The 22,244-nt window shown below is 70.9% G+C and carries 19 protein-coding genes and 2 tRNA genes; 15 read left to right on the top strand and 6 right to left on the bottom strand.

The annotated features are described in order from the left end of the window. Window positions 1–26: 26 nt before the first annotated feature. Window positions 27–470: a YbaN family protein gene (locus tag ACEN96_RS19375; RefSeq protein ID WP_495584704.1), complete on the top strand. Its 444-nt coding sequence runs from the start codon at window positions 27–29 to the stop codon at window positions 468–470. A gap of 44 nt (window positions 471–514) precedes the next feature. Here ACEN96_RS19375 and dinB read toward each other — a convergent pair whose 3' ends face one another. From dinB to argH, 3 genes are read right to left on the bottom strand one after another with little or no spacing between them, the layout of a single operon-like run. After that, window positions 515–1,762: a DNA polymerase IV gene (dinB, locus tag ACEN96_RS19370; RefSeq protein WP_495584703.1), complete on the bottom strand. Its 1,248-nt coding sequence runs from the start codon at window positions 1,760–1,762 to the stop codon at window positions 515–517. A 56-nt stretch (window positions 1,763–1,818) separates the two neighbouring features. Then, entirely contained in the window at window positions 1,819–2,310 is a 492-nt protein-coding gene (locus tag ACEN96_RS19365) for a hemerythrin domain-containing protein (RefSeq protein ID WP_495584702.1), read from the bottom strand. 2 nt (window positions 2,311–2,312) lie between these two features. Then, window positions 2,313–3,767, bottom strand: coding sequence for an argininosuccinate lyase (gene argH, locus ACEN96_RS19360; protein ID WP_495584701.1), 1,455 nt, complete (start codon window positions 3,765–3,767; stop codon window positions 2,313–2,315). A 203-nt stretch (window positions 3,768–3,970) separates the two neighbouring features. Here argH and ACEN96_RS19355 point away from each other — a divergent pair, with 203 nt between their 5' ends. Then, window positions 3,971–5,143 carry a sensor histidine kinase gene (locus ACEN96_RS19355; protein ID WP_495584700.1) on the top strand — a complete coding sequence of 391 codons (1,173 nt, stop codon included), beginning with the start codon at window positions 3,971–3,973 and terminating at the stop codon, window positions 5,141–5,143. A gap of 47 nt (window positions 5,144–5,190) precedes the next feature. Further along, window positions 5,191–6,018, top strand: a complete 828-nt coding sequence (locus ACEN96_RS19350) for a LytR/AlgR family response regulator transcription factor (protein ID WP_495584699.1) — start codon at window positions 5,191–5,193, stop codon at window positions 6,016–6,018. Window positions 6,019–6,052: 34 nt separating this feature from the next. On the opposite strand, the gene ppc is transcribed toward ACEN96_RS19350, so the two are convergent. Beyond that, window positions 6,053–9,001, bottom strand: a complete 2,949-nt coding sequence (gene ppc / locus ACEN96_RS19345) for a phosphoenolpyruvate carboxylase (RefSeq protein WP_495584698.1) — start codon at window positions 8,999–9,001, stop codon at window positions 6,053–6,055. 211 nt (window positions 9,002–9,212) lie between these two features. Between ppc and hemC the strand changes: the two genes are divergently transcribed. The 6 genes from hemC (at window position 9,213) to ACEN96_RS19315 (ending at window position 13,798) form a co-directional block, all read left to right on the top strand. Next, window positions 9,213–10,142 (top strand): hydroxymethylbilane synthase, encoded by a 930-nt coding sequence (hemC, locus tag ACEN96_RS19340; protein WP_495584697.1) that lies wholly within the window; start codon window positions 9,213–9,215, stop codon window positions 10,140–10,142. Next, window positions 10,142–10,999: a uroporphyrinogen-III synthase gene (locus ACEN96_RS19335; protein WP_495584696.1), complete on the top strand. Its 858-nt coding sequence runs from the start codon at window positions 10,142–10,144 to the stop codon at window positions 10,997–10,999. The genes hemC and ACEN96_RS19335 overlap by 1 nt, the downstream gene beginning before the upstream one ends. Beyond that, window positions 10,996–12,147, top strand: coding sequence for a uroporphyrinogen-III C-methyltransferase (locus ACEN96_RS19330; protein WP_495584695.1), 1,152 nt, complete (start codon window positions 10,996–10,998; stop codon window positions 12,145–12,147). Before ACEN96_RS19335 ends, ACEN96_RS19330 begins: the two co-directional genes overlap by 4 nt. Before the next feature lie 10 nt (window positions 12,148–12,157). Next, window positions 12,158–13,405, top strand: coding sequence for a heme biosynthesis HemY N-terminal domain-containing protein (locus tag ACEN96_RS19325; RefSeq protein ID WP_495584694.1), 1,248 nt, complete (start codon window positions 12,158–12,160; stop codon window positions 13,403–13,405). 128 nt (window positions 13,406–13,533) lie between these two features. Then, a tRNA-Arg gene (locus ACEN96_RS19320) sits at window positions 13,534–13,610 on the top strand. A gap of 111 nt (window positions 13,611–13,721) precedes the next feature. Further along, a tRNA-Arg gene (locus tag ACEN96_RS19315) sits at window positions 13,722–13,798 on the top strand. 73 nt (window positions 13,799–13,871) lie between these two features. Here the strand turns inward: ACEN96_RS19315 and ACEN96_RS19310 are convergent. Then, a complete protein-coding gene (locus ACEN96_RS19310) occupies window positions 13,872–14,981 on the bottom strand; it encodes a CaiB/BaiF CoA transferase family protein (protein WP_495584693.1) in 1,110 nt (369 codons plus the stop codon). Between the two features lie 167 nt (window positions 14,982–15,148). Here ACEN96_RS19310 and ACEN96_RS19305 point away from each other — a divergent pair, with 167 nt between their 5' ends. Then, the gene (locus ACEN96_RS19305; protein WP_495584692.1) at window positions 15,149–15,946 is read left to right on the top strand and encodes a hypothetical protein; all 798 of its coding nucleotides are present in this window, start codon (window positions 15,149–15,151) and stop codon (window positions 15,944–15,946) included. 71 nt (window positions 15,947–16,017) lie between these two features. Beyond that, window positions 16,018–16,587 (top strand): transcription elongation factor GreB, encoded by a 570-nt coding sequence (gene greB, locus ACEN96_RS19300; RefSeq protein WP_495584691.1) that lies wholly within the window; start codon window positions 16,018–16,020, stop codon window positions 16,585–16,587. Here greB and ACEN96_RS19295 read toward each other — a convergent pair whose 3' ends face one another. Then, window positions 16,588–18,852 carry a RelA/SpoT family protein gene (locus ACEN96_RS19295; RefSeq protein ID WP_495584690.1) on the bottom strand — a complete coding sequence of 755 codons (2,265 nt, stop codon included), beginning with the start codon at window positions 18,850–18,852 and terminating at the stop codon, window positions 16,588–16,590. A 247-nt stretch (window positions 18,853–19,099) separates the two neighbouring features. Between ACEN96_RS19295 and ACEN96_RS19290 the strand changes: the two genes are divergently transcribed. The 4 genes from ACEN96_RS19290 to ACEN96_RS19275 all read left to right on the top strand — a co-directional run bounded on the left by ACEN96_RS19290 (window position 19,100) and on the right by ACEN96_RS19275 (window position 22,241). After that, window positions 19,100–19,684: a hypothetical protein gene (locus ACEN96_RS19290; protein WP_495584689.1), complete on the top strand. Its 585-nt coding sequence runs from the start codon at window positions 19,100–19,102 to the stop codon at window positions 19,682–19,684. Window positions 19,685–19,872: 188 nt separating this feature from the next. Further along, complete coding sequence (locus ACEN96_RS19285) at window positions 19,873–20,127, top strand: hypothetical protein (protein ID WP_343637885.1); 255 nt, start codon at window positions 19,873–19,875, stop codon at window positions 20,125–20,127. Between the two features lie 178 nt (window positions 20,128–20,305). Then, the gene (locus ACEN96_RS19280) at window positions 20,306–21,406 is read left to right on the top strand and encodes a sensor histidine kinase (RefSeq protein ID WP_495584688.1); all 1,101 of its coding nucleotides are present in this window, start codon (window positions 20,306–20,308) and stop codon (window positions 21,404–21,406) included. Between the two features lie 10 nt (window positions 21,407–21,416). After that, window positions 21,417–22,241 carry a LytR/AlgR family response regulator transcription factor gene (locus ACEN96_RS19275; RefSeq protein ID WP_495584687.1) on the top strand — a complete coding sequence of 275 codons (825 nt, stop codon included), beginning with the start codon at window positions 21,417–21,419 and terminating at the stop codon, window positions 22,239–22,241. The last annotated feature ends 3 nt before the right edge of the window (window positions 22,242–22,244 follow it).

Genomic DNA, 22,244 nt, shown 5'->3' with positions numbered 1-22,244 from the left:
CCGCGCGGCGCGGCTACAGTGGCGCGATGTCCGATCCGCGAGAACCTCCGTCCCTCGAGGCCCCTCTGGAGGCGGCCGGCGGCGCCACCAGCGCGCGCCCGCCCGGGCAGGCCGCGCTGTGGCGCCGCCTGCCGTGGCTGGTGGCCGGCGCGCTGAGCCTGCTGCTCGGCGTGATCGGCATCTTCCTGCCGCTGCTGCCGACCACGCCCTTCGTGTTGCTCGCCGCGTTCTGCTTCGCGCGCGGCTCGGCGCGCTGCGAGGCGTGGCTGGTCAACCATCCGCGCTTCGGGCCGATGGTCGTCCAGTGGCGCGCCCATCGCGCCGTGCCGCTGCGCGCCAAGCAGGCCGCGTGGATCATGATGACCCTCAGCTCGGTGATCAGCGCGCTGGCCATGCCGGTCGTGCCTTGGCTGCCGGCCGTCTGCTGCCTGGCCGTCGGCCTGTGGCTCTGGCGGCTGCCCACGGCCTGACGTTGGCCTGACATTGGCCTGCGACGGCTTGATGGCGCCCTCGCTCAGCTGAACAGCGGCAGGTTCTCCGGCTTCGGCCGCGCCGGCGACCCGTCATCGGCCTTCGCCGGGGCGCGTCCGCGCCGGGGCGGCCCGACCTCGCCCGGCCGGCTCAGCTTGCCGACCCGCACCCCCAGCAGCCGCAGCCGCTGGCTCAGGTCCACGCGCTTGAGGCACAGCCCCGCCGCATGCCGGATCGAGGCCGCGTCCTGCACCGGCTCGTCCAGCGTCAGGTCGCGCGTCACGGTGCGGAATCCCTCGAAGCGCAGCTTGATGCCGATGGTGCGGCCCAGATAGCCCTTGCGCTGCAGGTCCGAGGCCAGTTGCTCGCACAGCGCCGTGAAGATGCGCGACAGCTCCGGCCGGTCGCGCTTGGCATGCAGGTCGCGCTCGAAGGTGGTCTCGCGGCTGATCGACACCGGCTCGCTGTGCGTCACCACCGGCCGGTCGTCGAGTCCCCACGCGGCCTGATGCAGCCACGCGCTGTACCCGGGCCCGAAATGCTGCAGCAGCAGTTCCTGCGGCGCGGCCGCCAGCTCGCCGATCGTGTGGATGTCCAGGCCGTCGAGCTTCGCGCCCGCCTTCGGGCCGATGCCGTTGATGCGGCGCACCGGCAGCGGCCAGATCCGCGTGGGCAGGTCGGCCATCGTGATCAGGGTCAGGCCGTCGGGCTTGTCGAGCTCCGACGCGATCTTGGACAGCAGCTTGTTGGGCGTGACGCCGATCGAGCAGGTCAGCCCGGTCGCGCTCTGCACCGAGTTCTTGATCTCGCGCGCCACCGCCCGCGCGCCGCCCAGCGGGTCATGCCCGACGGCATCGCGCGCGCCGGGCACGTCGGTGAGGTCGATGTAGATCTCGTCGATGCCGCGATCCTCGATCACCGGCGCGATCTCGCGCACCGCCGCCTTGAACAGCCGCGAGTAATGGCGATACGAGTCGAAGTCGGCCGGCAGCAGGATGGCTTGCGGCGCGCGCAGCGCCGCCTTCATCAGCCCCATCGCGGAGAACACGCCGAGGTCGCGCGCCGCGTAGGTCGAGGTCGTCACGACGCCGCGCCCGGTGTAGTCCGCCAGCTTGAAGAACTGCCGCGTGCCGTCCGGCAGTTCCTGCGGCGTGTGGGCGCGGCGGCCGCCGACCACCACCGGCAGGCCCTTGAGCTCCGGATAGCGCAGCAGCTCCACGGACGCGTAGAACGCGTCCATGTCCAGATGGGCGATCAGGCGATCGGGCAGCGCTGGCGTCGGCTCGGCCATGCGGCGGATTGTGGCGGCGCCGGCTGACAGGCGCTGTCAGCAGGGCCGGGGACGGCTCAGTGGCCGCAGGACGTCGAGCCGCAGGCCGAGACCGCGTCCTGGGCTTCGGCCGGAGCACGGACCGGATCGCGGCATTCGCCGGTCTTCGGATCGAAGCCGCGCTGCTGCATCGTGTAGACCAGCGCCGCGTCCATCATCTCCGCATGCCCGGGGAACCACTGCGACAGCTCGGTGCGCACGATGGTCAGCGGCTCGCGGTCGCCGAGGTCCTCGGCATAGCGCACCACCTCGCGCATCACGTTCAGCACCATCGCGTGCTGGCTGCTGTGGCAGTTCTCCGGCTCGAAGCCCGTGGCCGCCATCCAGCGCTCCTCCATCGCGAAGTGCGCCTCGGTGTGCGCGAGCAGCGCCTTGAACGCCGGCAGCGCGTCCTCGCCGCGGTCCAGCGCCTCGCCGTAGCGGTTCAGCAGCTCGACGAACTCCTCGTGCGTGTGGTCGAGCTCCGGCTGGTTGAGCACCAGCTCGTCGGTCCAGGCCAGCGTGCTCATGATCAGGCCTTGCCCCCGGCGCCCAGCCGCGCGCGATGGCGCGCCACCTGCGCGCGCACCTGCGCCGGCGCCGTGCCGCCCAGGATGTTGCGCGCGTTCAGCGAGCCCTTCAGCGACAGCACCTCGTAGACGTCCTCGCCGATGCGGGCGTCGAACTGGCGCAGCGCGTCCAGCGACAGCGCCGACAGGTCGATGCCCTGCGCCTGCGCGGTCTTCACCGCGTGGGCCACGATCTCGTGGGCATCGCGGAAGGCCAGGCCCTTCTTCACCAGGTAGTCCGCCAGGTCGGTCGCCGTCGCGTAGCCCTTGAGCGCGGAACGCTCCATCGCCTCGGGCTTGACCGTCAGGCCGGCCATCATCTCCGCGAAGATCCGCAGCGTGTCGCTGAGCGTGTCGACGGTGTCGAACAGCGGCTCCTTGTCTTCCTGGTTGTCCTTGTTGTAGGCCAGCGGCTGGCCCTTCATCAGCGTGATCAGGCCCATCAGGTGGCCCACCACGCGGCCGCTCTTGCCGCGCGCCAGCTCGGGCACGTCCGGGTTCTTCTTCTGCGGCATGATGCTCGACCCGGTGCAGAAGCGGTCCGGCAGCGCGATGAAGCCGAAGGCCTGGCTCATCCACAGGATCAGCTCCTCGGACAGGCGCGAGATGTGCACCATGATCAGCGCGGCGGCGGCGCTGAACTCGATCGCGAAGTCGCGGTCGCTGACGGCGTCCAGGCTGTTCTGCGCGACGCCCTCCATGCCCAGCGTGCGCGCGACGCGCTCGCGGTCCAGCGGGTAGCTGGTGCCGGCCAGCGCGGCGGCGCCCAGCGGCAGGCGGTTGACGCGCTTGCGCGCGTCGACGAGGCGCTCCGCGTCGCGCGCGAACATCTCGACGTAGGCCAGCAGGTGATGCCCGAAGGCCACCGGCTGCGCCACCTGCAGGTGGGTGAAGCCGGGCAGGATCACGTCGGCATGGCGCTCGGCCTGCTCGACCAGCACGCGCTGCAGTTCGGCCAGCAGGCCCACCAGCGTGTCGATCTCGCCGCGCAGCCACAGCCGCACGTCGGTGGCGACCTGGTCGTTGCGGCTGCGGCCGGTGTGCAGCCGCTTGCCGGCGATGCCGGCGAGCTCGGTCAGGCGGGCCTCGATGTTCAGGTGGACGTCCTCCAGGTCCAGCTTCCATTCGAAGCGGCCGGACGCGATCTCCTCGCGGATCTGCGCCATGCCGTTCTGGATCGCGGCCAGGTCGCCGGCGCCGATGATGCCCTGGGCCGCCAGCATGTCGGCATGGGCCAGCGAGCCCTGGATGTCCGCGGCCCACAGCCGCTTGTCGAAGCCGACGCTGGCGGTGTAGCGCTTGACCAGCTCGCTCATCGGCTCGGAGAAGAGGGCGGACCAGGCCTGCGACTTGTTGGCGAGCTGGTTGTCGGCGGGCTGGCCGGCGTCGGACGGGAGATCAGTGGGGGTGGAGGACATCGGCTTGCAAGGCGTTACGACTTCGCGGCGCCCCGGGCGTGTCCGCATTGGTCGCGGCTGGACGCCTGGGTGAGAATGAGCCGCCGATTCTAAAGGGGCGCCATCGGGGCGCCCGGCGGGCTGCGAGTGGTAGAGCGGCAGAGCGGCAGAGCGTCGAGGACGCAAGGCAAGGGGGCGGGACAGTGCGGGGACGGGAGGAGCCGATGGCGACCAGGGCAACGGACGGGTGGACGCAGGACACGCCTGGCGATGCCGCGTCCACGTGGCTGGAACCGATGAGCACGCAGCCGATGAGCACGCAGCCCGCGGAGACCCGGCCGCTGCCGACGCAGCCGGCCTGGGAGGAAACCCGCCTCGATGCGCGGCCGGCCGAGCCCCCGCGCCTGATCGACGCGCAGCGGCGTTTCGACGTCTGCCATGTCGGCCTGGTGCTGCGCGCGGTGCTGGGCGTGCAGCTGGCGTTCTCGCTTGGGCTGGCGATGGCCAGCGAGACCCCGGGTCAATGGCTCTGGTCGATGGGCGCCGCCTCGGTCGCGTCGCTGAGCGCGGTGCTGGCCTGGCTGCTGATCGTCTGCGCCGCCAAGCGGCTGCTGGCGCGCCTGCCGGAGTGGGCGCAGTGGGCGCTGCCGATCGCGCTCGGCGCCGCCTGCGCGCATGGCGGCGCGCTGCTGCTGGAGGCCGTCGAACTCGGCCGGCTGGGCGCGGTGCAACGCGTGGCGGCGACGCTGTCCGGCGCGGTGGCCGCGGGCGTGCTGCTGGGCTGGCTCAAGCTGCGCGAGCGCGCCCAGGCCCCGGCCGACGCGCTCGCGCGGCTGGTCGAGCTGCAGTCGCGCATCCGTCCGCATTTCCTGTTCAACACGCTGAACACGGCGATCGCGCTGGTGCGCGTCGATCCCAACCGCGCCGAGGAGGTGCTGGAGGACCTGGCCGAGCTGTTCCGCGTCGCGCTCGCGGACGAAGGCCCCGGCGCCGAGGGCGTGCGGCTGGACCAGGAGGTCGAGCTGGCGCGGCGCTACCTCGCGATCGAGCAGCTGCGCTTCGGCGACCGGCTGCGCGTGAGCTGGCAGCTCGACCCGCACGCCGCCGACGCGCGCGTGCCGCCGCTGCTGCTGCAGCCGCTGGTGGAGAACGCGGTGCGCCACGGCGTCGAGCCCAACGACCAGGGCGGCCACATCGACATCGTCACCCGCGCGCGCGGCGGCGAGATCGAGATCCGCATCGTCAATTCGGTCGGGCTGCCGTCGCGCGGCCAGGGCCACGGGCTGGCGCTGCGCAACGTGCGCCAGCGGCTGCGGCTGATGCACGACGTGGCGGCCCGGCTCGAGGCCGGGCCGGGCGAAGGCCGTTTCGTCGTGCGCATCGTGATGCCGCGCTGAGGGCGCCGCGAGAGTCGCCAGAGGAAGAGGAAGAGGGAAGGAAGGACATGCTGACGCACCCCCCACTGAAGGTCTTGATCGTCGACGACGAGCCGCTGGCGCGCCTGCGCCTGCGCGGCCTGGTCGAGGCCAACGAGGAGCCGCGCGCCGAGGTCGTGGCCGAGGCCGGCAGCGGCGAACAGGCGCTGAGCTGGCTCAAGGACCATGCCTGCGACCTGGTGCTGCTGGACGTGCAGATGCCGGGGCTGGATGGGCTGGGGCTGGCGCAGACGCTGCGGGGACGGCCGTTCGCGCCGGCCATCGTGTTCGTCACCGCCCACGCGCAGCACGCGCTGCAGGCCTTCGAGCTGGAGGCGCTGGACTACCTGACCAAGCCGGTGCGGCGCGAGCGGCTGCAGGCCAGCCTGGCGCGGGCCGCGCAGCGGATGGACGAGCGCTCGGCGGCCAAGGCGCGCGAGGCCGGCGAGGCCCAGCCGGCCGGCGCCGCGCCCGGCGCCGAGACGCCGGTCATCAACATCACCGAACGCGGCCGGCTGCTGCGCGTGCCGCTGGGCGAGGTCCTGTACTTCAAGGCCGAGCTCAAGTACCTGACGCTGAGGACCGCGACGCAGAGTCACGTCATGGACGGCTCGCTGAGCGATCTGGAGCAGCGGCTGGGCGACCGCTTCCTGCGCGTGCATCGCAACGCGCTGGTGGCCAAGTCGGCGGTCCGCGAGCTCGAGCGCCACGTGCCGACCGACGGCAACGCCGAGGGCGACGGCGACACGGCCGGCGAGCTGGGCTGGGCCGTGCGCATCGCCCATGTCAACGAATGGCTGGCCGTCTCGCGGCGGCAGGTCGCCGCAGTGCGGGAGGCGCTGGCCGGCCAGCGCTGAGCGGGCGCGGCGCCGGCGCGCCTTGCCGCTGGGGTCAGCCGGTGTTGCGCAGGCCGGCGGCGATGCCGTTGATGGACAGGTGGATGCCGCGCTGCACCCGCTCCAGCCGCGGATCCTCGGCGCGCTTCTCCACCGGGATGGCGCGGTAGCGGCGCATCAGCTCGACCTGCAGGTGGTTGAGCGGATCGATGTAGGGGAAGCGGTGCTCGATCGAGCGCGCCAGCGCCGGGTTCGCGGTCAGGCGGCCGTCCTCGCCGGTGATCAGCGTGAGGGCCTCCTCGGTGCGGTCGAACTCGGCCTCGATGGCGGCGAAGATCTTCTTGCCCAGCCGCTTGTCCTCCACCAGCTCCAGGTAGCGCCGGGCGATGTCCAGGTCGGCCTTGGCCAGCACCATGTCGAGGTTGGACAGCAGCGTGCGGAAGAAGGGCCACTGCTTGAACATGCGCTTGAGCAGCGCGAGCTTCTCGTCGCGGCCGGCCCGGTCGGCCCTATCGCCCCTATAGCCCTTATCGCCCTTATCGCCCTTATCGCCCTTATCGCCGTTCCCTTTGCCGAGGAAGGCCTGGACGCCCGAGCCGAACCCGCACCAGCCCGGCAGCGTGATGCGCGACTGGCCCCAACTGAAGCCCCAGGGAATGGCGCGCAGGTCCTCGATGGCCCGGGTGGCCTTGCGCGAGGCCGGACGCGAGCCGATGTTGAGCTCGGCGATCTCGCGGATCGGCGTCGCGGCGAAGAAGAAGTCGGCGAAGCCGGGCGTGTCGTAGACCAGCCCGCGGTAGGCGGCGAAGCTGGCGTCGGACAGCGCCTGGGCCGCGGCCATGAAGGACTGCGGCGCGGGCTTGGTCGGATGCAGCAGCGTCGCCTCCAGCGTCGCGGCCACCAGCGTCTCCAGGTTGCGCCGGCCGATCTCCGGATTGGCGTACTTGGAGTTGATGACCTCGCCCTGCTCGGTCAGGCGGATCTGTCCATTCACCGTCCCCGGCGGCTGGGCCAGGATCGCCTGGTAGCTCGGGCCGCCGCCGCGGCCCACCGTGCCGCCGCGGCCATGGAACAGGCGCAGCGTCAGCGGGCCCTGGGCGCGCAGCTCGTCGAACAGCTGCACCAGCGCGATCTCCGCGCGGTACAGCTCCCAGCTGCTGGTGAACACGCCGCCGTCCTTGTTGGAGTCGGAGTAGCCCAGCATGATGTCCTGCTCGCCGCCGGAGCGGCGCACCAGCGCGGCCATGCCCGGCAGCTCGTAGAAGCCGCGCATGATGCCGGGCGCGTTGCGCAGGTCGGCGATGGTCTCGAACAGCGGCACCACGATCAGGTCGCTGACCGCCTCGCCATCGAGCGTGCCGCGCAGCAGCCCGACTTCCTTGAGCAGCAGCTGCACCTCGAGCAGGTCGCTGACATCCTCGGTGTGCGAAATGATGTAGTGCCGCAGCGCCTCGCGGCCGAAGCGCTGGAGCGACTCGCGCGCGGTCTCGAAGATCGCGAGCTCGCCGACGGCGCGTTCGCTGTACTGGGCGCCCAGCACGCGCAGCGGGCGCGTCTGGTTGAGCAGGTCCACCAGCAGCGCGCGGCGCTCCCTCTCGTCCAGCGCCGAATAGTCCTCGCAGACGCGCGCGGTCTTGAGCAGCTCGACGATGACCAGCTCATGCTGGTCGCTGCTCTGGCGCAGGTCCAGCGTCGCCAGGTGGAAGCCGAAGACCTGCACCGCGCGGATCAGCGGCTTGAGCCGCGGCGCGATCAGCGCGTGCGCGTGGTGATGCTGGAGCGATTCCTGGATCACGCGCAGGTCGGCCAGCAGCTCCTCGGGCGTGAGGTAGGGGTCCTGCGGCGCGACCGCGTGCCGCAGCGCCTCGGTGCCGGTCAGCGTCTCCAGCGTCGCCGCCAGCCGCGCGTACATGCCGGTCAGCGCGCGCCGGTAGGGCTCGTCCATCCGGTGCTCGTTCCGGTCCGGGCTGCGCTCGGCCAGCGCCTGCATGTCCGGCGTCACGCCCGCCAGCCGCAGCGAGATCGACAGCTCCGCGCCCAACTCGTGCAGCTCGGTCAGGTAGTGACGCAGCGCGAGCTCGCTCTGGCGGCGCAGCGCCAGCCGCATCGTGTCGGCGGTGACGTTGGGATTGCCGTCGCGGTCGCCGCCAATCCATTGCCCCATGCGCAGGAAGGGCGCGACCCGCTCGCCGGGCAGCGCCTCCTCGAGCTCGGTGTAGAGCTTGGGGATCTCGCGCAGGAACGTGGCGTGGTAGTAGCTCAGCGCGTTCTCGATCTCGTCGGCGACGGTCAACTTCGAGTAGCGCAGCATGCGCGTCTGCCACAGCTGCGTGACGCGGGCGCGGATCAGGTTCTCGTTGGCGGCCTTCTCGCGCTCGGTGTGCAGGCGGTCGCGCGCGCCGACCAGCTCGGCGATCGAGCGCTCGGCGTCCAGGATGCTCTTGCGCTGCACCTCGGTCGGATGCGCGGTCAGCACCGGCGACACGAAGCCGTTCTCGAGCGTGCGCGCGACCTCGGCCGGCCGCACGCCGGCGTCGAAGAGCCGCTCCAGCGCGTAGGCCAGCGAGCCGGGCTGCAGCGAGCCCTCGCGCTCGTGGACCTCGCGGCGGCGCACGTGATGGCGGTCCTCCGCGATGTTGGCCAGGTGCGAGAAGTAGCTGAACGCGCGGATCACGCTGACGGTCTGCTCGCCCGACAGGCCCTTGAGCAGCTTGTCCATCTGCTTGCCGGCCTGCGCGTCGCGCTTGAGGCGGAAGGCCACGGACAGCTGCCGGACGCGCTCCACCAGTTCGTAGGCTTCGCGGCCCTCCTGCTCGCGGATCACCTCGCCCAGGATGCGGCCCAGCAGGCGGATGTCGTCCATCAGCGGCTGGTTCTTGTCCTTGATCGTCCTGATGGTCTTGATCGACCGGGGGGCGGAGGGCTTCGCGGCGGACTTGGAGGCCGGCTTGGTGGCACGGCGTGCGGCGGGACGGGCGGTTCGGGCGGCGGTACTGGCGGGCATGGTGTCGTCAGGAGTTCGTCGGAGACCAGAGGGAGGGGTGATGTAACTGAGTTACCTCCGGTTGACTGTAGCAGTTTCTCCGTGCGCGCCTCGCCCCTCGCCGTGGCGCATGGGCCGCGCGATGCTCCGGGATCGCGCAAGCGACGCTTCGCGGCAAGCGGTGATCCTTCGCGGGCGAAGGGGCCCGCATGCTCGGCTAGCATCCCGCCCCATGAACCAAGAATTCGTGATCGCCACGCGCGAGAGCCGTCTCGCGCTGTGGCAGGCCGAACACGTGCAGTCGCTGCTGCGCGCGCGCGGGCTGGCCGTGCGGCTGCTCGGCATGACGACGCGCGGCGACCAGATCCTGGACCGCACGCTGTCCAAGGTCGGCGGCAAGGGGCTGTTCGTCAAGGAGCTGGAGACCGCGCTCGAGGACGGCCGCGCGCAGCTCGCGGTGCATTCGCTGAAGGACGTGCCGATGGAACTGCCCGAGGGCTTCATCCTCGGCGCGGTGCTGGAGCGCGAGGACCCGCGCGATGCGCTGGTGTCGCCCAAGCACGCCAGCCTGGACGAGTTGCCGCGTGGCGCCTGCGTCGGCACTTCCAGCCTGCGCCGCGTCACGCAGTTGAAGAACCTGCGCCCGGACCTGCGCATCGAGCCGGTGCGGGGCAACCTCGACACGCGGCTGCGCAAGCTCGACGAGGGCCAGTACGACGCGATCGTGCTGGCCGCCGCGGGCCTGAAGCGCCTGGCGCTCGAGGGACGCATCCGGCAGTACTTCGCGGTCGACGCGATGATCCCCTGCGCGGGGCAGGGCGCGCTGGGCATCGAGATCCGTGCCGGGCAAGGGCCGCTCGCGGCGCATCTGGAGGCGCTCGCCCACCGTCCGACCTGGCTGGCCGTGGCCGCGGAGCGCGCGGTATCACGCGAGCTCGGCGGCAGTTGCTCGATGCCGCTGGCCGCGCATGCGGCGTGGGCGGCTGACGGCCGGCTGACGCTGTCCGCCGCATTGGGGCATCCGGTCGAGACGGACCGGGCGCTGCTGCGCTCGAGCGCGCAGGCGGCGGTGGCCGACCTGGCGGCGGCCGAGGCGCTGGGCATCGCCGCCGCGCGCGCGCTGCGGGAGCAAGGCGCCGCCGAGTACCTGAAGGACGTCTGATGGCGGCCACCGCCGCCCCGGACCTGCCGGCCAGACTGCTGCTGACCCGTCCCCGCGCGCAGGCGGACGACTGGGCGAAGCGGATGGCGGCGCTCGGCGTGCCGACGGTGTCGCTCCCGTTGATCGACATCGCGCCGGCGGGCGATCCGGCTTCGCTCGCCGCCGCCTGGGCTGCGTTGCCGGGCACGGACCTGGCGATGTTCGTCAGCCCCAATGCGGTCGAGCATTTCTTTGGCGGGCGCGCGGCTGCCGATTCGCCGCCGCGGCTGCCGGGCTGGCCTGACCGGACCTGGGCGGCCACGGTCGGCCCCGGCAGCGCCCGTGCGCTGATCAGCCATGGGGTGCCGGCATCGCGCATCGTGCAGCCGCCGGCGGCATCGGACAGCCTGGATTCCGAACACCTGTGGCCGGAGCTCGTCCGCATCGCCGGCGAGGACTGGACCGGCCGCCGCGCGCTGCTGGTGCGCGGTGACGGCGGACGCGAATGGCTGGGCGACCGGTTGCGCGAGGCCGGGGCCGAGGTCTGCGCGATCAGCGTCTACCGCCGGACCTGCCCGGTGCCGTCGCCCGAGACCGCCGCGCTGCTGCGCGAGGCGCTGGCGGCGCCGGAGCGTCACGTCTGGCTGTTCAGCAGTTCGGAGGCCATCGGCCATCTCGACTCGCTCGAACAGGGGACGCGCGCGGACAGACCTCCCGCCGATTGGGGGCGGGTCCGCGCGCTGGCGACCCACGAACGCATCGCGGCGCGGGCGCGAACCCTCGGGGCCGGGCATGTGGTTTTGGTGCGACCCGACGCGGCCGCCGTCGCGGCCGGGTTCCGGATGCTGTCAGGGTCCACCCTAGAATCGCCGACGTGAGCGAGACCACCACCCCAGCGGCCGACGTCCCGTCGCCCCACAAGCCCGCCCGGCACTCCGGCGCCACCTTGACCCAGGCCGTCGTGGCCGGGGTCGGCCTGGTGGCCCTGCTGGCCCTTGGCCTGGCCTGGCAGAGCCAGCAGCGGCTCAAGCAGGTCGAGCAGGAGCTGGTCCGGCGCCAGGATTCCAGCCAGAGCGAGGCCAACATCGCCCGCGACCAGGCGCGTCAGGCGCAGGACCTGAGCCGCGACACCGCGGCCAAGGTCGCGCTGCTGGATGCCCGGCTGGCCGAGGTCGCCGTGCAGCGCGAGCAGCTCGAGGCGCTGATGCAGTCGATGAACCGCTCGCGCGACGAGAACGTCGTCGGCGATGTCGAGGCTTCGCTGCGGGTGGCGATGCAGCAGGGCACGATCACCGGCAGCGCCGAGCCGCTGGTGGCCGCGCTGCGCCAGGCCGACGAGCGCCTGGCCCGCTACAAGCAGCCGCGCCTCGAAGGCGTGCGCCGCGCCGTCACGCGCGACCTGGAGCGCATCAAGGCGGTCAGCGTGGTGGATGTCTCGACGCTGACGATCAAGCTGGACGAGGTCGTGCGCCAGATCGACGACCTGCCGCTGCTGGCCGTCGCCCAGCCCGGCCGGGACCAGCCGGCCGCGCCACAGGCCGCCGCCGCACATCCCGCCACCGTCCCCGCGAAGACGGCCGGCCCGCGCAAGGCGGCGCCGTCGACGCCCGCCCATGCGGCCTCCGACGGCGAACCCGGCTGGTGGGAGCGCCTGTGGGACCAGGCCGGCGAGCGCTGGGACACGCTCAGCGGCGATGTCTGGCGCGAGGCCCGCGGCCTGCTGCGCGTCACGCGCATCGATCATCCCGAAGCGGCGCTGATCGCGCCGGAGCAGGCCTTCTTCCTGCGCGAGAACCTCAAGCTGCGCCTGCTCAACGCGCGGCTGGCGCTGCTGAGCCGCCAGTTCGACACCGCGCAGGTCGACCTGCGCGAGGCGCAGGCGATGCTGGACCGCTACTTCGACGCGCGCTCGCGCAAGCTGTCGCTGACCGTGGAGCTGCTGCGCCAGGTGCAGGGCCAGGCCCGGCAGGTGAGCGTGCCGCGCCCCGACGACACGCTCGCCGCGCTGAGCGCGGTGGCCCGCTGAGGAGATCGCCATGCGCATGGTGATCTGGCTGGTGCTGCTGTTCGTCGCGGCGGTCGTCGCGGCGCTGACGCTGGGCAACAACGACGGTCTCGCCAGCTTCTACTGGCGCGGCTGGCGGATGGACCTGTCGCTCAACCTGTTCCTGCTGCTGCTGGTGGCGGGCTGCTTCGCGCTGATGACGCTGATGCAGTCGCTGGACGCGCTGCTGACGCTGCCCAAGCGCGCGCGGCTGTGGCGCATGGCCCAGCGCGAGCGCAGCGCCCAGGTCGCGCTGCGCGAAGCCTGGGCCGAGTACTTCGGCGCGCGCTACAGCCGCGCCCAGAAGGCGGCGCAGCGCGCGCTGACCATCCAGGCGCAGACGCCGGACCTGGCCCAGGATGGCGCGTTCATGGCGCTGGCCCATCTGGTCGCCGCGCAGAGCGCCCACAAGCTGCAGGACCGCCGCAACCGCGACGAGCACCTGCGCCAGGCGCTGCAGATGGCGTCGACCTCGGCCGGCGCGCGGGTGCAGGAAGAGGGCGCGCGGCTGCTGGCCGCGGAATGGGCGCTCGACGATCGCGATGCGCCGCGCGCGCTGGGGCTGCTCGGCGAGTTGACCCCGGGCGTCGCGCGCCGCACGCAGGCGCTGCGCCTGAAGCTGCAGGCCAGCCGGCTGGCCCGTCAGCCGCTGGAGGCGCTGCGCACCGCGCGGCTGCTGGCCAAGCATCAGGGCTTCTCGAAATCGGCGGCGCAGGGGCTGCTGCGCTCGCTGGCGTGCGAGGCGCTGGAGACCGCGCGCGACATCGACCAGTTGCGCGGCATCTGGCAACAGCTGGATGCGTCGGACCGGCGCGACGTGTTCGTGGCGGCGCGGGCGGCCCTGTGCGCGGCGGCCCTGGGCGCGCCCGAGGACGGCCGCGGCTGGCTGCGCCCGTTCTGGGAAGCGATCGCGGAGCAGGGCGCCGACGAGCGCCAGGCGCTGGCCGAGGCGCTGGTGCTGTGCACGCCAGGCCTGGGCCCGGAATGGCTGCAGCGGCTGGAGGGCGCGGTGCAACGCTTCCCGCGCGACGGCACCATGGCGCTGGCGCTGGGCCATGCGCTGGCTGAGCGCCAGTTGTGGGGCAAGGCGCGGCTGATGCTGGAGCAGGCGGCCGACGATCGCGAGCTGTCGATCGCCGCGCGTCGCCGCAGTTGGCTGCGCCTGGCCGAGATGGCGGAGCAGGACGACGACCCGGATCGCCGCGCGCGCTGCTTCGAGGCGGCTGCCCGGCTGGGTTGATGGCCGTTGGAAGGCGGCCTCGCGTCGTGGTGTCATGGTTCGCGGGCGCCTTGGCCCTCAGTTCTGAATATTTTTCGCAGAGATTCTTGCGCACCTCCAAAAACGCATGCTATAGTCGCAGTCTTTCAGCGGCTGTAGCTCAGTTGGATAGAGTACTTGGCTACGAACCAAGGGGTCGTGGGTTCGAATCCTGCCAGCCGCACCAGAAAAACTGTCGAATCAAAGGGAAACCAATGATTCGGCAATCACAAGAAGAAGTAACAACAAAAACCAGGGGCCGCTTCCACGACGGTGGCTTCTGATCAGTAAAAGTCGTGCGGCTGTAGCTCAGTTGGATAGAGTACTTGGCTACGAACCAAGGGGTCGTGGGTTCGAATCCTGCCAGCCGCGCCAAATCGAAAGGCCAGTGTTTCAAGACACTGGCCTTTTTTCTTTTCTGAATGGCATTCGAGTATTCGGGCCGGAATCAATTCGGGCGAATATCGTCCATGCCGGAAATTGGCTCAGCAGTATCTGAAGCGGCCGCCGAACCCGGCCTCGCCGGTGTCCGCGAGAGTTTCGGCGCCGGCATGGGCCACGCCTGGCCATCCTGAATGAAGAAATTGCGCCGGGCCTGCTGATGCGGATGATGCGGCGCCTCGGCCAAGGTCAGCACCGGCGCGGCGCAGGCATCACTGCCTTCGAATATCGCCACCCAATGCGCCAGCGGCTGTTCTCGCAGCCGCGCCGCGACCCGCTCGCGCAGCACGGGCCACTGGCCCGGATCGTCCTGTGGCGCCGCTGGCGCCAGATCCAGCCGGCGCATGAGCTCCTCGTAGAACGGCGCCTCGATGGCGCCCAGCGACAGCCAGCGGCCGTCCGCGCATTCGAAGCAGTCGTAGAAATGCGAGCCGTGGCGGAAGAAGTTCTGCGAAGGGGTGTCGCTCCAGTGCCCATCGGCGCGCAAGGCCTGGATCAAGGTGCCCATGTAGCCGACGCCGTCGAGGATGGCGGCGTCGACCACCTGACCGCGGCCGGAGCGCCGCGACTCCCACAGCGCGCACATCAGGCCGAACAGCATCGTCAGCGCGCCGCCGCCGATGTCGCCGAGCAAGGTCGCGGGTAGCGCGGGGGCTTCACCGGGACGGGCCGCGAAGGGCATCAATCCGCTCAACGCGACGTAGTTGATGTCGTGGCCGGCGCTTCGCGCCAGCGGGCCGGTCTGGCCCCAGCCGGTGAGCCGCGCGTAGACCAGCCGCGGATGCGCCGCCAGCAAGGTGTCGGGGCCGAGCCCCAGCCGCTCCATGACGCCGGGGCGGAAACCCTCGATCAGCGCATCGGCGCGAGCGATCCGCTCGCGCACGAGGGCCAGATCCGGCGGCGACTTCAGATCGGCCCGAACGATCGTCTTGCCGCGATGAAGCGCCGCGCCGCCGCCCAGTCGCGATGCGCCGTCAGGGCGGTCGATCAGCGTGACCTCGGCGCCGAAGTCGGCCAGCGCGAGTCCGGCGAAGGGCGCGGGACCGATGCCGGCGAACTCGACGATCTTCAGACCGCTCAATGGACCGTGCGTGTTGTTCGCCGTTGCTTGCGCCATGCCCGCTGTCTCCGAAGTGGGGCCCCGACGATATCGCGCCGAAGAGACGATGCCCGAACTGGTCGCCTCGTCCGCCGTACTGGACTTGCCGCGCGATGCCGCGACCGGGTGCCTCACCGATCGCGGGATTCGAGCGCCAAATTCCTCTACTTCGGAGATTCGAAGACATGTACTTCAATCAATTCCCGCCGGACTTCGCGTTCCCGGCTTCGCCCTTTCGTTCCTTCCCCGCCATGGGCTACGTACGACCGTGGAACTGGTTCGGCGCGCGGATGAGCGCGATGAACAACTGGATGGGCGGTTGGATCATGAGCCAGTCCACGGGTTGGATGGCAGGCTCCGGTTGGTCCCGATATCAATCGCTGCCGTGGTTCCAGCATCGCCCTCAATGCTGCTGGGCCCAGCGGTCCGTGGCGCCGGAAGCCGCATCCACGTTCGTGTCCGAGCCCGTGACCGAGCCCACGCGCGGACTGGAGCCCGTGGCGGTGGCAGTGGCGGTGGCCCAGCCCGCCCCATCTCCGGTGACTCCCTCGACACCTGCCGCTGCCAAGGCGCCGATCTTCAATGCGCCCAAGGAAGGCGCGTGGAGCAACGCACGCGGCGGATATGTCCTGGGCCAGAGTGGCGAGGTTCAAGTCGACTACAAGGACGGGGACGGCAACGACATGGTGCAGTACCGCACTGCCGGCGGCATGTGGACCGATCTTGGCGGTGCTTCGGACATGTTGAACCGCACCGGGACGATCACCGGGGAGCCAGGCTCGCTGGTCGAGTTCCGGATCCGCAACTTCAACAACGGCGAATATTTCCGGGGCGGCACCACGCAGAACGTCGACGGGAAGGATCACGCCAGCGTCAGGCCCACCGGCAATGGCTATCGCGTGGGCTTCGATCGTTGGGCAGATGACGACGGCGATTTCGACGACATCAACTTCGACCTCGTGGATCGCAAGGCCAAGGGCTGATAGAAGCGCACGCGTCGGGGGGCCGGTGCCGCAGGGCTCCGGCCCCTTGCCGTTTTCGTCACAATGTCCGGATGAGCAAGGCATTCACGAAGGAAAACGACGCCGCCCCCGGCGATGACGACGAGGACGGCCCGTCGCTGCCAGCGCTGCCCAAGGGCTCGCGCAACTACATGACGCCAGCCGGCTACGCGCGGTTGCGCGAGGAGTTCATGCAGCTGCTGGACGCCGAGCGGCCCAAGATCGTCGAGATCGTCTCCTGGGCCGCCAAGAACGGCGACCGCTCGGAGAACGGGGACTACCTCTACGGCAAGAAGCGGCTGCGCGAGATCGACCGCCGCCTGCGCTTCCTGACCAAGCGCCTGGACATCGCCGAGGTCGTGGACCCCAGCGCGCATCACGGCAGCGACCAGGTCTTCTTCGGCGCGACCGTGACCTACGCCAATTCGAAGGGCGAGGAGCGGACCATCACGATCAAGGGCATCGACGAGTCGGACAGCCTCGCCGGCGAGGTGAGCTGGGTGTCGCCGATCGCGCGGACGCTGCTGAAGGCCCGCGAGGGCGACGAGCTGCAACTGGTCACGCCGGTCGGCGTGGAGACGATCGAGGTTGTCGAGGTGAGCTACCCCAAGCCAGAGGCTTGATCAGGGCTTCACCCGCCAGACGCGCATCACCGCGCTCGAGCGCTTCAGGGTGCGCAGCGTGTCGGCCAGGTGCAGCCGGTCTCTCACCGCCAGCAGCAGCGTCATCTCGGCCGTTTCCTGCTGCTGCGAGTCGTCGCTCATGGCGATGTGGGTGATGTCGGCCTCGGCGCTGCTGACGGCCGTCGCGATCTGCGCCAGGACGCCCTTGCCGTTGCGCATCAGCACGCCGACCTCGGCCTCGAAGCTGCGCGAGAGTTCCTCGCCCCAGCCGACCGCGATCCAGTGCTCGCTGTCGCGCTGGAAGAGCCGCCGTCCCACCGAGCACTCCGCCGTGTGCACGACCAGCCCCTCGCCGCGGCCCAGATAGCCCTTGATGTCGTCGCCCGGGATCGGACGGCAGCAGGTGGCCAGGCGCACCGATGCGCCTTCGCTGCCGTCGATCAGCACCTGACCCTGGGCGGGGGCGTCGTCGGTCGAGAAGCGGCCCATCGTCAGCAGCACCGCGTCCGGGCGCTGTCCCTGCTCGGACAGGGTGCGCGCGAGCTTCTTGGCGACGATGGTCGCGATCTTGCGGCCCAGGCCGATCTCGACCAGCAGCTCGTCGACGTTGCGGTTGCCGGCCCAGCGCGCCAGGTCCTGCCACAGCGCGGCGGCGGCCTCGTCCTCGGCCTTCAGGCTGGGCAGCGCCAGCCCTTCGGCGCGCAGCGCCTGCGCCAGCATCTTGTGGCCGAGCTCGCGCGATTCCTCCTGCTCCAGGTTCTTCAGGAAGTGGCGGATCTTGGAGCGGGCCCGGCCAGTGCGCACGAAGCTCAGCCACGCCGGATTCGGCCGCGCGCCGGCGGCGGTGACGATCTCGATCACGTCGCCGCTGCGCAGTTCGGTGCGCAGCGGCACCGGCTCGCCGTTGACCTTGGCCGCGACGCAGTGGTCGCCGACGTCCGAGTGGATCGCGTAGGCGAAGTCCACCGGCGTCGCGCCCTTGGGCAGCGCCATGATCTTGGACTTGGGCGTGAACACGTAGACCGCGTCCGGGAACAGGTCGATCTTGACGTGCTCCAGGAACTCGGTCGCGTCGCGGGTCTCGTCCTGGATGTCCAGCAGCGACTGCAGCCAGCGCGAGCCCAGCTGCTGCGCGCCCTTGGCGTCGCCCTTGCTCTTGTAGAGCCAGTGCGCCGCCACGCCCTTCTCGGCGACCATGTGCATCGCCTCGGTCCGCATCTGGAATTCAACCGGCGTGCCCAGCGGGCTCACCAGCGTCGTGTGCAGCGACTGGTAGCCGTTGGGCTTGGGAATCGCGATGTAGTCCTTGAAGCGGCCCGGCTGCGGCTTGTACAGCTGGTGCAGCACGCCCAGCGACCAGTAGCACTGCGGCAGGTCCTGGACGATGACCCGGAAGCCGAAGATGTCGCTCACCTGGGCGAAGCTCAGGTGTTTCTCGCGCATCTTCTTGTAGATGCTGAACAGCGTCTTCTCGCGGCCCTGGATCTCGACGCGCAGGCTGGCCTCGGCGAAGGCCTTCTGGACGTCGCGCTCGATGCGCGCGACCAGGTCGCGCCGGTGACCGCGCGCCTTCATGACCGCCTTGGCCAGCGCCGCGTGGCGCCAGGGATGGATGTACTGGAAGGAGAGCTCCTGCAGCTCGCGGTAGATCTCGTTGAGGCCCAGCCGGTGAGCGATCGGGGCGTAGATGTCCAGCGTCTCGCGGGCGATGCGGCGGCGCTTGTCGAAGGCCATGTGCTGCATCGTGCGCATGTTGTGCAGGCGGTCGGCCAGCTTGATCAGGATGACGCGCACGTCGCGCGCCATCGCCAGCAGCATCTTGCGGAAGCTCTCGGCCTGGGACTCCTCGCGGGTCGAGAACTGCAGCTTGTCCAGCTTGGTCAGGCCGTCGACCAGCTCGGCGGTCGGCGCCTCGAAGCGCTCGATCAGCTCGGTCTTGGTAACGCCGCAGTCCTCCATCGCGTCGTGCATCAGCGCGGCCATGATGGCCTGCGCGTCCAGGCGCCAGTCGGCGCACAGGCCGGCGACGGCGATCGGGTGGGTGATGTAGGGCTCGCCGCTGGCCCGGAACTGCCCCAGGTGCGCCTCGTCCGCGAACTTGTAGGCCTCGCGGATGCGCTTGACGTCGGCCTTGGGCAGGTAGTGCAGGCGATGGACGAGCGCGTCGAAGGACGAGGCCTCGGCGGCCGTGTCCGGCGCGGTCCGAGGACCGGCCAGCCCGGTCAGGCCGGGAATGTGAGCGGTGGCGAAGGAGCGGAGACCCATGCGTGGCAATTTAACCGATGGCGACAGGGGTTTCCGGCGAGTGGACTTGTGGCTCCGGGCGGGTTCGGGTGGCGGGGTTGAGGGTTTTCACCTATCAAGAAAGTGCGAAAGGCGCCTCTCGGGGCCTAAAGTCCGGAGATCGCCCGCCGATAAACCGAACATGCCCAGGAAGGGCATCGGCTTGGATTCCGTTCCGAGCCCGGCGCCCGCTGGCCGGAATGTGCGGAACCCTCGCGGGAGGCTCGCCATGATTGCTGCCCTGAACAACACGACGACTTCAAATGGTCCCGGTGCGACCACCGGGCAGTCGGCACGCCTGCGTGATGCCGACGTCAACGACGCCTCGACCGACAGCTCGGCCGAGGCGTCCGCCGTGGTGAGCCTGTCACCGCAGGCGGCAAACCTGGCCGCGGCGCCGCAGCCGGCTCCGGCGCCCGCTCCCGCTGCTTCAGCGCCCGCATCCGCCGCCTCGCCGGCGCCCGTCCTGGCTCCCGCTCCCGCTCCCGCTGCGTCAGCGCCCGTGCCGGCGCCCGTGCCGGCTCCCGCGCCGACCGTGATCGCGCAGTCGACCTCGTTCCAGCCCGCGAACGCGCTGGCCGCGAACGTGGGGCAGTCGACGGTGGAGAAATTCCCGCCGCCGGTCAGCCTGATTCCGAACCTTGTTTATGCCGAAGCCGATCGGGATGAGAACGGCGTGGTCTCGCCGGCCGAGCGCCGCGCCTACGACGTCGTCCATCCCAAGCTGGGCGAGCGGCCCGCGGATGTCCCGCCAAAGCGGGTCGTCGACGCCGAACTCCGCGAGTACAACGCGATCGCGAGCAAGCAGTTCTGACGCGCCGCGCCTCTGAAGCGCCTGCGGATCGCGCGGCCCCCATCGCCCGATAGGGGGATGCTTCCGGACCACCCCCCTTACGAGGGCCCACCTCAGTTGGGTAGGCATCGCGGGTTGCGTCGCGCAAAGTGACTCCATCGCGGCCCCTTCCGGGCCGCTCGCGCTGGGCGGCGCTGAAGGAGTCAGCCATGCATTTCGCCGAAGTCGACACCGGGGACTACCGCATCTATGCCGGGGCGATCGAGCGCCCGCGCCAGTTCGGCTACGTGGCGGCGGTCGTCGTCGTGCGGATGGGCGCGATCGAGTCGATGAACCGGCGCGAGGCCTTCCGCGACGAGAACCTGGCCGGCGGCTACGGCTGGGCGACGCCGGCCGAGGCGCTGCGCTTCGCGATCAGCGCCGGCAAGGAAGCGGTCATGTGCCGGATCGGGATGTACACGTGAACGACGCGCTGTTCGAGGACTTCCTCCAGTCGCTGCCCCGCGTGGGCGCGGCACCCGGCCCAGATCCCGGGGCGGTTGCCGGCCCGGGAGCCGTGGCTCAAGCGGTCCATCCCGTGTTTCGTCGCGTGGGGCTGCGCGACCGCTTGGATCACCGTGGCGCGGCCGCTATCGTGCGGGCATGTCGACCCCGGTCCTTCCCGCCAGCCCGCCCGAGACCGCGCGCCCCGCGCATCCCGCCTGGCACGGCTTCGTCTCCTACCTGACGCCGCAGCGGGTGCTGCTGGCGCTGGCGCTGGCCACCGTCTTCGCGCTGGCGCTGCAGCCGATCTTCATCACGCCATTCCCCGTCCTGCTGGGCCGGACGATGTTCGTCGGCATGCTGGCGCTGCTGGCGTTCTCCGCGGCCGGGCAATGGCCGCGGCGGCTGCCGCGCTGGTGGGCGCGCTGGCTGTTCCAGGTGGTCGTCGTCGCCGCGGCCGTGCCGCTGGCGACGCTGGCGGTCTACATGGTCGCCGTCGGCGGCGACTTCTCCAGCTTTGTCGAATCCGAATCCCGGATGCTGGGCTTCCTCTGGATCGCCGGGTCCGGGCTGGTGGTGGGCCCGCTGCTGGCGATGGGGGCGCTCTACCGGCAGCGCGATGCCGAGGCCCGCAGCCAGGCGCTGAGCTTCGAGCTCGAACGCAGCGAACTCGAGCGCCAGGCGCTGGACGCCCGGCTGCGGCTGCTGCAGGCGCAGGTCGAGCCGCATTTCCTGTTCAACACGCTGGCCAACGTGCGGGCGCTGGTGGAGACCGGCTCGCCGCAGGCCGCGCCGGTGCTGCGCAGCCTGATCGCCTACCTGCGCGCGGCGATGCCGCGGCTGCAGGGCGACTCGACGACGCTGGCGGACGAGCTCGCCCTGGTGCGCGCCTACCTGGAGCTGATGCACCTGCGGATGCCGGACCGGCTGGACTTCGTCGTCGACGTGCCGCCGGAACTCGCGAGCCTGCGTTTCCCGCCGATGGCGCTGCTGACGCTGGTGGAGAACGCAGTGCGCCATGGCATCGACCCGGGCGAGGAGGGCGGCCGCATCGAACTCGGCGGCACGCTCGACAACGGCCAGGTGACGCTGTGGGTCAGCGACACAGGCGTCGGCATGACGCAGAGCATGGGCACCGGCACCGGACTGCGCAACCTGCGCGAGCGGATGATGCTGTTCTACGGCCTCGGCGCCGGTCTGACGCTGACCGAGAATTCGCCGCACGGCCTGCGGGCCGAACTGCGCTTCACGCCGCATTGAGAGGACTGCCTTGCCGACCGCCCCCACGGCGCTGATCGCCGACGACGAACCGCTGCTGCGCGACAGCCTCGAGCGCAGTCTTTCCCAGCTGTGGCCGGAGCTGCGCGTCGTGGCGCAGGCGCGCAACGGCCGGGAGGCGGTGGAGATGTTCGAGGATCATCGCCCCGACATCGCCTTCCTCGACGTGCACATGCCGGGCCTGAACGGCATGGACGCGGCGCGGCAGATCGCGCGCCAGGCCCACGTGGTCTTCGTCACCGCCTACGAGGAATACGCGCTGCAGGCCTTCGAGCGCGGCGCCATCGATTACCTGGTCAAGCCGGTCGACGAGGCGCGGCTGGCCGACACCATCGAGCGCCTGAAGGAGCGCCTGGCCGAGCGCGCGCCGCGGGTCCCGGGCGCGCCGGATCAGGCCGCGCTGGAGGCGGTGATCGATGAACTCGCCCGGCGCATGGTCCGGCCGCCGGGCGCTCTGGCGCCGGCCGCGGGCGGGCTGGGCGCCGACACGGGACCGCTGCAGTGGATCCGGGCGTCGGTGGGCTCGACGCTGAAGCTGATCCCGGTCGACGAGATCCTGTTCCTGCGCTCCGACGAGAAGTACACGCTGGTGGTCACCGCGGACGGCGAGGCCTTGATCCGCACGCCGATCCGGGAACTGATCGAGCGTCTGGATCCGCAGCGCTTCGTGCAGGTGCATCGATCGGTGGTCGTGAACCTGCATGCGATCAGCCACGTCACGCGCGGCCCCAACGAGACGGCCGACCTCCATCTGAAGGCGCGCCCCGAGGTGCTGCCGGTCAGCCGCAGCTACCTGCACCTGTTCCGGCAGATGTGAGCC

The organism is Roseateles sp. Mitsp63, assembly GCF_059491535.1.
This window is presented reverse-complemented; position numbering and strand designations above follow the sequence as displayed.